The organism is Paraburkholderia sp. WS6, from assembly GCF_030464835.1.
GTDB lineage: Bacteria > Pseudomonadota > Gammaproteobacteria > Burkholderiales > Burkholderiaceae > Paraburkholderia > Paraburkholderia madseniana.
Genome location: NZ_JALQCK010000007.1, coordinates 20,703 through 33,720 on the forward strand (window position 1 = coordinate 20,703; position 13,018 = coordinate 33,720).

Genomic DNA, 13,018 nt, shown 5'->3' on the forward strand with positions numbered 1-13,018 from the left:
CGAGTAAAGGAATAGGGCAAGTATGGACAACTCTCTGGTTTCGCTCTCCGCGGACGCGGCGCGGCGCCTGATAGGTAGCCGGCAGGTGTCGCCCGTCGAATTGCTGGAGGCATGCATCGCGCGGATCGAAGCGCTGAACCCCGCTGTCAATGCGATCGCTGCGACCTGCTTCGAGCGTGCGCGCACCGAGGCGAAGCGCGCGGAGGAGGCCGTGTTGCGCGGTGAGCCACTGGGCCTGCTGCATGGCCTGCCGCTTGGCGTGAAAGATCTCGATGAGACGGCCGGCCTACTCACCACCTATGGCTCGCCGCTGTTTCGCTCGAACGTGCCGCAGCGCGATAGCGTGATGGTGGCCCGCTTGCGCGCTGCGGGAGCGATCGTCGCGGCGAAGACCAATGTGCCGGAAATGGGCGCGGGCGCCAACACACGTAATGTCGTGTGGGGCGCGACCGGCAATCCCTTCAATCCAATGATGAACGCTGGCGGTTCCTCGGGCGGTTCGGCCGCCGCGCTCGCCACCGATATGCTGCCGCTTTGTACCGGCTCCGACATGGGCGGCTCGCTGCGCATCCCCGCGGCGCTGTGCGGCGTGGTTGGTTTCCGGCCTTCGCCTGGACTGGTGCCGAACGACAGCAAACCGCTTGGCTGGACGCCGATCTCGGTGATTGGCCCGATGGGGCGCGATATCGCCGACATACGCCTGCTGCTGACGGCGAGTGTCGGTCTCGACGCTAGCGACCCGTTGGGCGAGGATGCTGATCCTTCCGCCTTCGCACAGCGTGAACGGGTCGACCTCTGCACGCTGCGCGTCGCCTACACGGAGGACTTCGGCGTCTGCGAGGTCGACGAAGCGCTGCGCTCGACCTTCCGTGCCAAGATTGCCGGGCTGTCCCGCTACGTGAAGGTCTGCGAGCCGCTCGAGATCGATGTGGGTGAAATCGACCGCTGCTTCGACGTGATCCGCGCGCAGAACTTCGTCGCCGGTTTTCAGGATGCCTACCAGCGCGATCCCGCTTCGCTCGGGCCGAACACGCGAAGCAACTACGAAATGGGGCAATCAATGTCCCTCGCCGACGTGGTCTGGGCGCATGCCGAACAGACCCGCCTGTTTCGCCGTTTCCAGGGAAAGTTCCAGGATTACGACCTGATCGTCTCGCCAACTTCGCCAATTTCGCCCTTTCCATGGTCGCAAACTTATCTGGCCGAGATCAACGGGCGGCCGCTCGCGAACTATTACCGCTGGCTGGCGCTTACCTATGTGATCACGCTGACGACCAATCCGGCTTTGTCGCTGCCGTGCGGCCTCGACCAGGCCGGCATGCCGTTCGGCCTGCAACTGGTCGGGCCGTTTCGCGGTGATCGTCGCCTGCTCGACATCGCCCAGGCATTCGAGACGGCCTGGCGGCACGATGAAGCGCTGCGGCGCCCGCGGCCCGATCTGACGAAACTGTTGCAGCCGGTCGCCGCGCTCAAGTCTATCGTCACCGACCCGCCGTTGACGGGGATGACCGCCGAAGCGGACGCAAGCGTGGTGCGGCCTGCAGTATGACGGGCGCCAGCGCCGCTGGCACCCATGCCATCGACTATCTTCAATAAGGATACCTACCCATGGAAGACCATTTTGTATTTAATGCTGGAAACGTGGTGTTGCAATCGAGTATCACGCTCAGAGATGCCAGGCTCGCCTATCAAACCTACGGAAAGTTGAACGCAGAAAAATCGAATGTCATTCTGTATATGACGCCGTTTTCCGCGCACCACTATGACATCGAGTGGATGGTTGGTCCGGGCAAGGCGCTGGACACCGACAGGTACTTTGTTGTTATTCCGAATCTGTTCGGCAATGGACTGTCGTCCTCGCCCAGCAACGCAACTGAGCCCTTTAGCGGAAGCCGCTGGCCGAATCTTACGATCGCCGATAACGTCGCGATTCAACACCAACTCCTGACGCAAGAACTCGGCATCGAAGTTTTGCAACTGGCGTGCGGGTGGTCGATGGGCGGGCTGCAGGCGTATCAATGGGCAGCGATGTATCCGCAGATGGTCAGGCGGCTAGTCGTGCTCTGCGGCGCGGCAAAGACCTCGCCGCACAATCAGGTATTCATCGAGGGCGTGCGCGCGACCCTGACGACGGATCCCGGTTTTCAAAACGGAACGTTCGTCGAACGTCCCGAACGCGGTCTGCGGGCCATGGGCCGCAATTACGCCGCCATGGCGATGTCGCAGACGTTTTATCGTAACGAGGCGTGGCGGCAGGCCGGTTTTTCCTCGCTCGAGGATTATCTGGTGATGTCGTGGGAACAGAATTTCCTGAAGCGCGACGGCAACAACCTGTTGGCTCAACTATGGACATGGCAACACGCAAACATCGCGGCCAATTCCAAATATAACGGCGATTTTCACGCGGCGCTGAAAGCGATTACGGCGAAGGCGTTGATCATGCCAAGCGAAACCGACCTGTATTTCCAGGTGGAAGACAACCGTCTCGAGGTCGAGCAAATGCGAAACGCCAGGCTCCTTCCTATTTCGTCGATATGGGGGCATCGCGCCGGGCTGCCGACAGCCAATCTGGACGATGCCGCATTTATTTCCGCTGCGATTACCCGGCATCTTGAGGACTAACGTGCTGGACATGCCGCGGCTGCGTCTCGTGTCTCTCTTCCTTACCCTTCGATGTACTGAGCGCGTTGTCGAGGAGCGTGGTGTCGAGCCTCCATGCCAGCGCGCGGCCTGGGTCATTTCGTGTCACTTATTCGTACGGAGTTGAAGCATGAGCACCCAGGATTTCGGCGCCCGCACCCGCGCGCCGCTTGCACTCTCACTACACAGCCGCTGGTGGCAATTATTGTGCGGCCTCGTATGTGCGATGGTCGCGTCCAATCCCCAATACATCTGGACTTTGCTGACGCACCCGCTGACAGCGCAGCTCGGCGTGTCGCTGCCGGGTCTGCAGGTCACCTTCTCCATTCTCATTGTCTGCCAGACGTTTCTGTCGCCGCTCGAGGGCTATTTGATCGAGCGCTTTGGGCCGCGCTGGTTGCTCGCCGCAGGTGGCGCGATCACGGGGCTCAGCTGGGTACTGACGAGCCGCGCGGAATCTCTGCTGTCCGTTTACCTCTGCTATGGCGTTCTCGGGGGAATCGGCGTAGGTATTGTCGTGGTCGGCACGATCGGGCTGATGGCACGCTGGTTCCCAGACCGTCGCGGTTTTGCGATAGGCGTAGTGATGGCGGGCTTCGGCATGGGCGCGATGCTCACGACGTTTCCGATCACCCATAGCATCGCCAGGTACGGCTATCAGCATACGCTGGCCGTCTATGGTGTGATCCTCGGCGTGATCGGCATACTTGCCGCGCTCGGCATGAGGCTGCCGCCGCCTGGCTACATGGCGGACTGGCGGCCGCAGAGAGCCGCCACCGTTGTACCCGACACGCGGCCCGGCAACATGCTGCGCACGCCGTTGTTCTGGCTGATGTTTGTGATGATGTCGATGATGGCGACCTCCGGCCTGATGGTGACTTCGCAAATGGCAGTCTTCACGCGAGATTTCGGCATGGCGGGTGTCACCGTGTTCGGCCTCGCGGCGTTGCCGCTTGCGTTGACCATTGATCGCATAGCGAACGGCGTGACGCGGCCGATGTTCGGATGGATCTCCGATCTGATCGGGCGCGAGCACACGATGCTGGTCGCATTCGGAATGGAAGCGATAGCGATGACCTTGTGGCTCACGTTGCGGCACGACCCATTGTTGTTCGTGCTGCTGTCGGGCGTCGTCTTTCTCGGCTGGGGCGAGATTTTTTCGCTTTTCCCTTCGACGCTCACGGACACCTTTGGCAGCAAACATGCGATCGTCAACTACGCGTGCCTGTCTTATGCGCAAGGTGTCGGTTCGATCCTGGGCGGACCGGTGGCCGCGCTACTCCACCAGCGTACGGGCGGTTGGGACGCGGTGTTCGGCACGGCTATCGCGTTGGATAGTTGTACCGCTGTGCTCGCGATCGCCGCACTCAAGCCGATGCGCCGCGCGTGGTTTGCCCGCGCATCCAGGCGCTCGTAATGCAATTGGCCACGGCCAGCTTGCCAGGAACCTCGCCCACTCGAATCTGCGCGGATGCTGCACCGCTTCGTCGATTCTCTGTTTTCTTGTCTCCTCAATTTATCACTGAAAGGGATTAAATTCCGATGGATAGCGACCTGATCGACCTGATGATGAAGTGGCGGCACGCACTGCACGCCTGTCCGGAAACTGCGTTCGAGGAGGTCGCAACCGCAGACCTCGTCGCCGGCGTATTGCGACAGTATGGCTTCGAGGTACATGGCGGCATCGGACGAACCGGTGTGGTGGGCACCATGACCCGAAGCGCGGGGCCCGCCATCGGCTTACGGGCCGACATGGACGCGCTGCCGATCGCTGAAGCCAATCGCTTCGCGCATCGGTCGCAACATGAAGGCAAGATGCATGCGTGTGGTCATGACGGCCACACTGCAATGCTGCTCGGCGCCGCTGTCGCGTTGAGCCGCGACCCCGGTTGGCGCGGCACGGTACATCTGATTTTTCAGCCGGCAGAAGAAGGTCCGGCGGGCGGTGGCAGGATGATGGTCGAAGAGGGACTCTTCGAGCGCTTTGCGTGCGACGCCGTGTTTGGTTTGCACAACTGGCCGGGCATCCCACGCGGACATTTTGCGATCAACGACGGTCCGATGATGGCATCGTTCGATACGTTCGAGATTGTTGTCGACGGCAAGGGTTCGCATGCAGCGATGCCGGAGGAGGGGAGCGACGTGCTGGTGTGCGCTAGCCAGATCGTCACCGCATTGCAGACGATCATAAGCCGACGAATTTCCCCGAAGGAGTCAGGCGTCGTTAGCGTCACGCAAATTCACGGTGGCGAGGCGTGGAACGTACTACCTGACCGTGCGGTCATTCGCGGCACTGTGCGCTGTTTTACGAGCGACGTGCAGGAACGAATCCGCTCGTCGATCGGCGAAGTCTCCACGGGTATTGCGCGCGCCCTGGCCGCAAACGCGACGCTTGACTATCGCTACGCGTATCCGGCCACCATCAACACTGCCGCTCAAGCCGATCTTGCAGCTGCGGCTGCCGAAGCGACCGTCGGCGCTTCCAGCGTGCGGCGAGGTTGTGTGCCTTCGATGGCCTCGGAAGATTTTGCGTTCATGCTGCACGCAAAGCCCGGCGCGTACATCTGGATGGGCGTTGATGAGGCGACGCCGGCAGCACCGCTCCACAATCCGCACTACGATTTCAACGATGCCGCGCTTGCGATCGGTGCGAGTTATTGGGTGAACCTCGTCAAGCTGTTTTGCGCCCGGTAAAGGACCCTCATGCAACCTGCCAATCTCCAGCATGCTGTGCAATTCGCGATCGATCATGAAACGCCTTGGGACCGCGAGGTCGATGGCGTATGGGGCGTACATCCGGACGACCCACCACCCTGGAACCGGCTGCTCGGACCGGTGCATGGGCGTGGCCCCGTGTCCGGCGTCATCACGCGGGCCGGCCGGCCGCTCACTTCTTGGGGCGAACCTGATCGTGCCGACCTGACCTTTAGCATCGCCAAGACCTATCTCGCACTGCTCGCCGGTGTTGCGCACGATCGCGGCTTGATGCCCGATGTCGATGAGCCGGTGCACGTGCGCGTGCCTGGTATCGGCTTTGATGACGAGCACAACGCGAGCTTGACCTGGGCGCATCTGCTGCAGCAGACGAGCGAATGGCAAGGCGTGTGTTTCGGCTTACCTGACGAGGCCGACCACTACCGATACGTGAAATTCGGCAAGGAGCCCGATGGCAAGAAGGGAGATCGACGGCCGTTACGGGCTCCCGGCACCTACTGGGAATACAACGACGTGCGCATCAACCAGTTTTCGCTGGCGCTGCTGCACCTGTTCCGCCGCCCGTTGCCAGAGGTGTTTCGCGAAGCGATCATGCGGCCACTCGGCGCGAGCGGGAACTGGCAATGGGTCGGTTACGACAATGCCTGGGTGGAGGTGGGCGGGCAGCGCGTGCAGTCGGTTCCGGGCGGCACGCATTGGGGTGGCGGCCTGTCGATCAGCGCCCAGGACCAGATCAAGGTGGCCCAATTGTTCCTGGGTCAGGGCAGCGTCAACGGTGAGCGGATCGTCTCCAGCGAGTGGCTGGAGCGCATGCTGACACCGTGTGCGATCGCACCGTTCTATGGCTACCTGGTCTGGCTCAACCACGAGCGCAGTGTCTTTCCGAGCGTACCGGCCTCCAGCTATTTCGCAATCGGTGCGGGCGGTTCGTTCACCTGGATCGAACCGGAACGCGAACTTGCGGTGGTGGTGCGCTGGCTCAACCCGGCGCATGCCGACGAATTTTTCGGTTTGGTGCTCAAGGCGATTGACGCAGGCGCGAGGGGCTAATCAGCATCGATCCGCTTGCTGCACAGTCATCGTGCGCGCTTGCCCCGTTGCGCGCATTGCGGCATGCTCGTGCCGTGTGGCAATCGCCCGGCTTGTCTGCACGTACGGGGAGTTACCATACGATGGTATGTTTCGTGCAAGGAACGCGTAAAATTCAAATGTTGTAGTGTGCAACTGAATCAGAGTACGTGAATGGGAGAACAACATGTCGAAGGCGCCGTATCCAAGATTGGAGCATTTGAATTTCCGCCTCGACGTACTAAGCGAGTTGGCCAAGGGCGTGGCGTCTGGCCTCTACGAAGCCGAATGCGATGTCACCCTGCGCGACCTGCGCGTGCTGCGTTTCGTCGATATGCAGCCGGGTATCTCCCTCGGTCCGCTGATCGAGCTGACATACCTTGAAAAGACGCTGGTTTCAAAGCTGGTTACCACGCTAGCCAATCGCGGCTTGCTGACGCGCTCTACCGGCACGGCGGACGCACGTGTCATCAACCTGAACTTGACCAGGAAGGGCAAGACAATCGTCCGCAAGTGCGATCGGATCGGCAAGATCTTCGACGAGCAGCTCATGTCCGTTTTGTCGGCGGAGGAAAAGCGAGTGCTTTTTCACTGCGTCGACAAGCTGACGGAACACGTTGAGGAGGGCGGTGAATGGACGCTCCCGCCGGCACGACGCAAGCGCACCGCCTGAATCATTATTGTCATATGTTGCGCACGAAGCTGCAGTCGTTCGGTTCGATGCCGATGCTCTGCTCTTCCGACGCCGCGGCGATCTCGGCCATGATTTCAACCTTGCCGGCTAAAGCGTCACACCGTCGGGTGACCGCGAGGTGGGGGCCAGCTTTTCTCCGCGATCGAACTGCAACCGCGCCGCTTCCATTTCGGTCATGTGACTTTCGGCCCAATCCCAAATGCCGCAGATTTTGTCCAGAAGGCTGACTCCGAGCGGTGTCAGCCGATAGTCGACGCGCGGCGGTATCACCGGATGCACGTGGCGTGAAACCAGGCCGTCGCGCTCAAGTTGGCGCAACGTCTTCGTGAGCATCTTCTGACTGACGCCACCGATGTGTTCGCGTAGGCGCGAAAAACGCATCTCGCCGTCAGTCCCAAGTGCATCGATCACCAGGATCGTCCACTTATCGGCGATCTGCTCAATGATGTCGCGCGCAAGATCATCGGTTTTCTTTTGCGCGTTGTCGTCGGCGCAAAGCGCATCGTCGCAATTTGTTTCCATGGGGAAAGTATGGGGCCGCGAGGTGTTTTGTGGTTGCCTGATGTGGTTGCCTGATGTGGCTGACATGATCGTTGGCCTGCCTGGTTAATCAGCATGCCTCAGTTAATCGGACAGCATCCGACGCGGGTGCGGTTTGTCAAATAACGAGTATCGCATGACTATCGAATCACTTGCGATTGAATTTTTACGTACGCCTGTTTCAAGCTTCGGCTTCGGACGCGTCCTTGCATATCTGGATGCCACGGTCGAATTACCAGGCCGCGCGTTGTGAGCGCAAGAAGCGATCTTGTGACAAATCGTCGATGGACTGTCTCCTCTGTGCAGACGAAAATCAAGACTCCGACCAGCACGAAGGAGTATGTCATGGGCCATGCGGAAGTCCGCGAGTTGCAGATTCCGAAACCAATCGGCGGACGCTTGCCGGAGCCGCCGGTATTCGCCAGCTTCGACGATGAACGGCAACATCGCAAGCTCAAACTCGCAGCGGCATTTCGCATCTTTGCGCGATTCGGGCTGGCCGAAGGCATTGCCGGGCATATCACGGTCCGCGACCCGGAGTTTCACGACCGGTTTTGGGTCAACCCGTACGCGCAGCATTTTTCGTCAATCCATCCCGACGATCTCGTTTGCATCGACGAGGAGGCCAACGTTTATCATGGTACCGGACCCGTCAACGCCGCTGCTGCGGCGATTCACTGCGGTATCCACGGCGCGAATCCCGATGTCGTTGCAGCAGCCCATACACATACGCCTTCCGGCCGGGCATTTTCAGCGCGCGCACGGCTCCTTGCTCCGCTCAATCAGGAAGCCTGTCTCTTCTATGACGATCACGTGCTTTTTCGCGGCGACGTAGTCGTACTCGCCACCGAAGAGGGGCGCCGAATCGCGGAGACGATGGGCACAAAGCGCGCCGCCGTTCTGCTCAATCATGGCCTGCTGACCGTCGGTTCATCGGTCGACGCCGCGGCGTACCGCTTCATCGCAATGGAGCGTTGCTGCCAGGTGCAGTTGCTGGCCGAGGCGGCAGGTCCCATTGAGCCGTTATCGGACGAGGACGCGCGGGCAACGCGCGCGCAACTGGGGTCCGACTACGTCGCATGGCTCAACTTCCAGGGGCTCTACCAGCAACTCCTGCGCGACAGCCCTGATCTGCGCGAACTCGCGTGAACACGGACGTCCTCGTTCGGACGTTCTCAGTTTGGCGCAAGCGTTGCTTCGAAGGCTGCCGTGCGGTCGCGTTGGCAGCCTTCACGATAGTCGCGCACGGCCGCGCATAGCCATTGATCGAAGCGTTTAAGCGGCTCCCAGTCACGTTTCTGCTCGGGAAACGAGTAGTAGACAGTCTCCGGATTCGGGATCGAATGACGATGCACCTGGACGAGTGCACCGCTGCGCAACTCCCGTTCAATCAGGATACGCGGAAGCAAGGCCACGCCCAGTCCGGAAATCGCGGCGTTGATTGCCATGATGAACATGTCGTAGTGCTGGTTCGCCGCACTATGTTCGGTGACCTGCGTGGACGCGCTTTCGGACCATGCAAGCCACGCGCGCGGAAGATCGCGTGTGTGAATCCACGGCAGCGCGCCGATCCTTTCGCTACTCAAGCTTTCGCGCCCGCCGATCAACCCGGGCGCACAGACAGCCAGAATCCTGTCGTCGCTCACGAGCGGCTGTCCTGGCATCGCGGGCCAGAGGCTCTGTCCGAAATAGATCGCGGCATCGAAGCTTGAATTGTCGAAGAACGTCGGCTGGTCGCGTCCCATGATGTGAAGTTGCAGGTCCGGGTTGAGCTCGTAGAAGTCATGCAGACGCGGAATCAGCCATTGAGACGCGAACGTCACGCCGACGGCCAACTGGATCTTCACTTCGCTTTGCTGGCGCATCAGCTCGAGCGTATCGCGGCGAATCTGGTCGAGATGGACGCGAATTCGCCGCGCGTACTCTGCGCCCGCCGCGGACAATACCAGGCGCTGGCGTACCCGCTCGAACAGGGGGATGCCCAGATGAGCCTCGAGCTCGTTGACCTTTTTGCAGACAGCACCATGCGTTTGCGACAGCTCGACCGCAGCTTTCGAAAAACTTTCATGTCGCGCGGCGGCTTCAAAAGCTTGCAGCGCACTGAGACTAGGGACACCGCGGCGCATCGAGAATCCTTGCTGGCGAAAAGAAATGGGCAATGGATTCATCGATAATAGTCCTTGGCACGGCGAGGCGCTGGCCACGCTTATTCACTGGCAAGCTGTGGCTGGCCAATTTTTCGCCAGCGGGTTTCGAGCAGCGTGACCGTGATCGAGGCGAGCACCATCGTCGCGGCAATGCCGACAAATGCGAGGACAAACGTGCCGGTCGTATCCTTCACCCAACCGATAAAATAGGGCAGCAAGAATCCTGACGATACCCCGATGCTCGTGATCAGCGCGATGCCGGCTGCTGCGGCGCGATCGGTGAGGATGCGGCTAGGCAACTGCCAGAAGGTCGTGATGCTGCAGAAGCAGGCCGCGGAGCCGATCGATAGGGCGATGATCGACTGGTAGGGAGACTTCAGCAGCAGGGCCACCGAGAGCGCAGCCGCGCACACCAGCAGGGGGCCTGCCACATGCCGGGCACCGACTTGATGGCGGCTAACCACACGGCCCCAGATCAGCGTCGCGACAACGGCAACGCCGAATGGAATCGCCGTGATCAGCCCGATATCCATGAGGCTGTACTTCACCCCAAAAGTGCTTTCAAACGTTTTGATGACTTGCGGCAGAAAATAGAGCAAGCCGATGATGCCGGCGTTGGTGCCGAAGTAGACGACACCGAGCGCCCAGACTTTCGGATTTCCGAGCGCCTTCCAGGTGCTGGACGGCGAGGTGGCGGCCGCCGCCTGGGCCCGTTCGGCAGCCAGCGCCGCAGCGATTTCACTCTTTTCCGCAGCGGAAAGCCAGCGGGAGCGGGACGGGTCTTCCGTCAGCCAGAAATAGGCGATGCCGGCCAGGACGATTGCAGGCATCCCCTCCAGCAGAATCATTGCGCGCCAGCCGGTGATGCCGAACACGTTCGCATGCGTCATCAGCCAGGTGGACACCGGTGCCCCGAGCACGCCGGTCAGCGGGATTGCCGTCACGAACAGAGACATCATCCATACGCGATTGCGCGCCGGCATCCACAGCGTGAGGTAATACACCATGCCCGGAAACAGCCCGGCTTCGAACGCGCCAAGAAAGAAGCGGGCGATATAGAGCCAGCGGGAGTCGGGGACGAAGCTCGTCAGCGAGGAGAGCAGACCCCAACTCAGCAGAATGCGCGTCATCCACAGCCGTGCGCCAAACCGATGCATGCACAGATTGCTCGGCACTTCGAACAGAATATAGCCGAGAAAAAACAGGCTTGCGGCGAAACCGAACTGCGCCGTCGTCATGTGGAGTTCGGCGTTCATGGTCAGCGCCGCATAGCCAATGTTCGCGCGGTCAAGCTGGTTCGCGATGTACATCACAATCATCAGCGGCGCGAGCCGCCAGGCGATCCGTTTCATCAACCGATCGGAAATCGCAGGTGTGCGCGGCCCGAGATCCATGGCTTCCTCCAGATTTACGCGTTACGGAATGCTCATCGAGGATGATTAGGCGCCCTGACCGAGGGTACGACAATGCACGAAAAATATTGACTTTGTGAGGAAACGTCACAGATCGAGGCGGGCGCATGACAGATCACCCATTCGCTCCGGACGTGTACTCAGTCAACCGCCCCTTCGCCGCCCAAAAGCGTGCGGCCGGTATCGGTCGGGCTGGCAGTGGCTGGCGTGCGGCCGAGAAATCCCAGCACGACGAGCGCGGAGGCCAGTGTGATTGCCACGAGAATGTGGAGCAGGATGCGGAACGCGCCATCGTATGCCTGCGCGAGAATGGGCTGCCCCAGCGCGGGCAGAAGAGCGACGGCATGGGGCAGATCGCCGGTTGCCACGCGCTGGGCGGCTTGCGCGGCGGCATCGCGCGAAACGGGCGGGAACGCTGCGAGTGCATCGGATAGCCTTAGACGTGTGAGGACCGCCAATATCGCACCGGCGATTGCGAGCGTCATGCCCTCTCCCGCGACACGCGTCGTGCTGAAGATGCCGGTTGCCATGCCCGCGCGTTCCTTTGGAACGACGCTGACTGACAAGCCATCCATCAGACCCCACGGCAGGCCGGCGCCGACTCCGATGATGAACAGCGGAAGCGTCAGGGCACCGGATGGCGCGTCAGGCGCGATGCCACCGAACCAAAGCATACCGACCGCCGCTATGACGAGGCCGGCCGCTGAAATGACACCGGCCGACATCCATCGCGTGAGAAATGCAGCCGTGATAGGCACAAAGAGCATCGGCGCCGATAGCGAAAGCATCATCAAGCCGGCGTCGATCGCAGAATGTCCTTCAATGCCGATAAATCGCGTGGGCAAGACTAGAAGCAGCGTAACGTAACAAAATGCCGTCGCTAGCGGGAGCGCCTGCACACCTACGAAGCGTGGATAGCGAAACAGCGACAGGTCGAGCATTGGCCGGGAAGCACGCTTTTCGATCCAGACGAACGCGATGAACATCGCCACGGCGCCTGAGAACAGTCCAATGATAAGAGGGCTGCTCCAGCCGCTTTCCGGCCCTTGCAACAGCCCGAATGTGAAGAGTGTCAGCGCGGCGGTGAAGCTGGCGGCGCCAGGCCAATCGAGACCCGTGGCATTGGGGTCGTACGATTCTCTTAGCTTCGGAACGCCGAGTGCAAATCCGGTCAAGCCGATTGCGGCATCCGCGAGGAAGAACGAACGCCAACCGAACGTCTCCGTGAGAAACCCGGCGAGTAGTGGGCCAAGCGCCAAGCCGATGCCGAAGGTGGTGCCGAGCATGCTGAACGCGCGGGCGCGCCCATGTCCGTCGAACTCCTGTGCGAGCGCTGCCGACGCGCCGGCCAGGACCAACGCGGCGGCAATGCCCTGTAGCGCGCGCTGAAAATCGACCCACAACAGAGTCGGCGCCGCGGCGATCCCAAGTGATGTCAACGCGAAGAGCACCACGCCTATGGCGAATACACGCTTTCGTCCGAACAGATCGGCAAGCGCTCCCGAGGCCATTAGACTGCTGCCGAAGCTCAGCATGAAGGCGTTGAGAATCCAGTTGATCGCCACTGGGCTGCCTCCCAAGGCGGTGCCGATGGCCGGCGCGGACACGGCCGCACCGCCGAAATTCAGCGGCAGCACGAGCACGGCGATGCAAATGCCCACGAGGATCAGCATCTGTTGCGAGGCGCTACGGGGGACTGCTACGTCTGCTACTGGCATAACACTAACCGAGGCGGACGGGGTAACGCTTTTTTCCTGCACGGACGATCTCTCTGTTCAACTTCCACGGTTATGCCCATCAGG

The 13,018-nt window shown here is 60.9% G+C and carries 11 protein-coding genes; 7 read left to right on the top strand and 4 right to left on the bottom strand.

Annotated features, from left to right (window positions below; all coding sequences use genetic code 11):
• Positions 1 to 22: 22 nt before the first annotated feature.
• The 6 genes from M0D64_RS10635 to M0D64_RS10660 all read left to right on the top strand — a co-directional run bounded on the left by M0D64_RS10635 (position 23) and on the right by M0D64_RS10660 (position 7,096).
• Positions 23 to 1,549: an amidase gene (locus tag M0D64_RS10635; protein ID WP_266257603.1), complete on the top strand. Its 1,527-nt coding sequence runs from the start codon at positions 23 to 25 to the stop codon at positions 1,547 to 1,549.
• A 59-nt stretch (positions 1,550 to 1,608) separates the two neighbouring features.
• On the top strand, positions 1,609 to 2,622 hold the full coding sequence (locus M0D64_RS10640) for an alpha/beta fold hydrolase (protein WP_266257604.1): 1,014 nt from the start codon (positions 1,609 to 1,611) through the stop codon (positions 2,620 to 2,622).
• Positions 2,623 to 2,770: 148 nt separating this feature from the next.
• Positions 2,771 to 4,057 (top strand): oxalate/formate MFS antiporter, encoded by a 1,287-nt coding sequence (gene oxlT / locus M0D64_RS10645; RefSeq protein WP_266257605.1) that lies wholly within the window; start codon positions 2,771 to 2,773, stop codon positions 4,055 to 4,057.
• Between the two features lie 125 nt (positions 4,058 to 4,182).
• Positions 4,183 to 5,334, top strand: a complete 1,152-nt coding sequence (locus M0D64_RS10650) for a M20 aminoacylase family protein (protein ID WP_266257606.1) — start codon at positions 4,183 to 4,185, stop codon at positions 5,332 to 5,334.
• Between the two features lie 9 nt (positions 5,335 to 5,343).
• Positions 5,344 to 6,405 carry a serine hydrolase gene (locus tag M0D64_RS10655; protein WP_266257607.1) on the top strand — a complete coding sequence of 354 codons (1,062 nt, stop codon included), beginning with the start codon at positions 5,344 to 5,346 and terminating at the stop codon, positions 6,403 to 6,405.
• A 205-nt stretch (positions 6,406 to 6,610) separates the two neighbouring features.
• Entirely contained in the window at positions 6,611 to 7,096 is a 486-nt protein-coding gene (locus tag M0D64_RS10660; RefSeq protein ID WP_266257608.1) for a MarR family winged helix-turn-helix transcriptional regulator, read from the top strand.
• A gap of 108 nt (positions 7,097 to 7,204) precedes the next feature.
• Here the strand turns inward: M0D64_RS10660 and M0D64_RS10665 are convergent, their stop codons facing one another.
• A complete protein-coding gene (locus M0D64_RS10665; protein ID WP_266257609.1) occupies positions 7,205 to 7,639 on the bottom strand; it encodes a helix-turn-helix domain-containing protein in 435 nt (144 codons plus the stop codon).
• A 363-nt stretch (positions 7,640 to 8,002) separates the two neighbouring features.
• On the opposite strand from M0D64_RS10665, the gene M0D64_RS10670 reads away from it, so the two are divergent.
• Entirely contained in the window at positions 8,003 to 8,806 is an 804-nt protein-coding gene (locus M0D64_RS10670; RefSeq protein WP_154562012.1) for a class II aldolase/adducin family protein, read from the top strand.
• Positions 8,807 to 8,832: 26 nt separating this feature from the next.
• Here the strand turns inward: M0D64_RS10670 and M0D64_RS10675 are convergent, their stop codons facing one another.
• The 3 genes from M0D64_RS10675 to M0D64_RS10685 form a co-directional block, all read right to left on the bottom strand.
• Complete coding sequence (locus M0D64_RS10675; RefSeq protein ID WP_266257611.1) at positions 8,833 to 9,825, bottom strand: LysR substrate-binding domain-containing protein; 993 nt, start codon at positions 9,823 to 9,825, stop codon at positions 8,833 to 8,835.
• Between the two features lie 38 nt (positions 9,826 to 9,863).
• Positions 9,864 to 11,198 carry an MFS transporter gene (locus M0D64_RS10680; RefSeq protein ID WP_266257613.1) on the bottom strand — a complete coding sequence of 445 codons (1,335 nt, stop codon included), beginning with the start codon at positions 11,196 to 11,198 and terminating at the stop codon, positions 9,864 to 9,866.
• A gap of 158 nt (positions 11,199 to 11,356) precedes the next feature.
• On the bottom strand, positions 11,357 to 12,934 hold the full coding sequence (locus tag M0D64_RS10685; RefSeq protein WP_154562018.1) for an MFS transporter: 1,578 nt from the start codon (positions 12,932 to 12,934) through the stop codon (positions 11,357 to 11,359).
• Positions 12,935 to 13,018: the final 84 nt, after the last annotated feature.

Coding starts and splice junctions, on each gene's coding strand:
- M0D64_RS10650 (WP_266257606.1), top strand. CDS start 4,183: ATGGATAGCGACCTGATCGACCTGATGATGAAGTGGCGGCACGCACTG.
- M0D64_RS10680 (WP_266257613.1), bottom strand. CDS start 11,198: ATGGATCTCGGGCCGCGCACACCTGCGATTTCCGATCGGTTGATGAAA.
- M0D64_RS10685 (WP_154562018.1), bottom strand. CDS start 12,934: ATGCCAGTAGCAGACGTAGCAGTCCCCCGTAGCGCCTCGCAACAGATG.
- M0D64_RS10665 (WP_266257609.1), bottom strand. CDS start 7,639: ATGGAAACAAATTGCGACGATGCGCTTTGCGCCGACGACAACGCGCAA.
- M0D64_RS10640 (WP_266257604.1), top strand. CDS start 1,609: ATGGAAGACCATTTTGTATTTAATGCTGGAAACGTGGTGTTGCAATCG.
- M0D64_RS10675 (WP_266257611.1), bottom strand. CDS start 9,825: ATGAATCCATTGCCCATTTCTTTTCGCCAGCAAGGATTCTCGATGCGC.
- M0D64_RS10655 (WP_266257607.1), top strand. CDS start 5,344: ATGCAACCTGCCAATCTCCAGCATGCTGTGCAATTCGCGATCGATCAT.
- M0D64_RS10660 (WP_266257608.1), top strand. CDS start 6,611: ATGTCGAAGGCGCCGTATCCAAGATTGGAGCATTTGAATTTCCGCCTC.
- M0D64_RS10670 (WP_154562012.1), top strand. CDS start 8,003: ATGGGCCATGCGGAAGTCCGCGAGTTGCAGATTCCGAAACCAATCGGC.
- M0D64_RS10635 (WP_266257603.1), top strand. CDS start 23: ATGGACAACTCTCTGGTTTCGCTCTCCGCGGACGCGGCGCGGCGCCTG.
- oxlT (WP_266257605.1), top strand. CDS start 2,771: ATGAGCACCCAGGATTTCGGCGCCCGCACCCGCGCGCCGCTTGCACTC.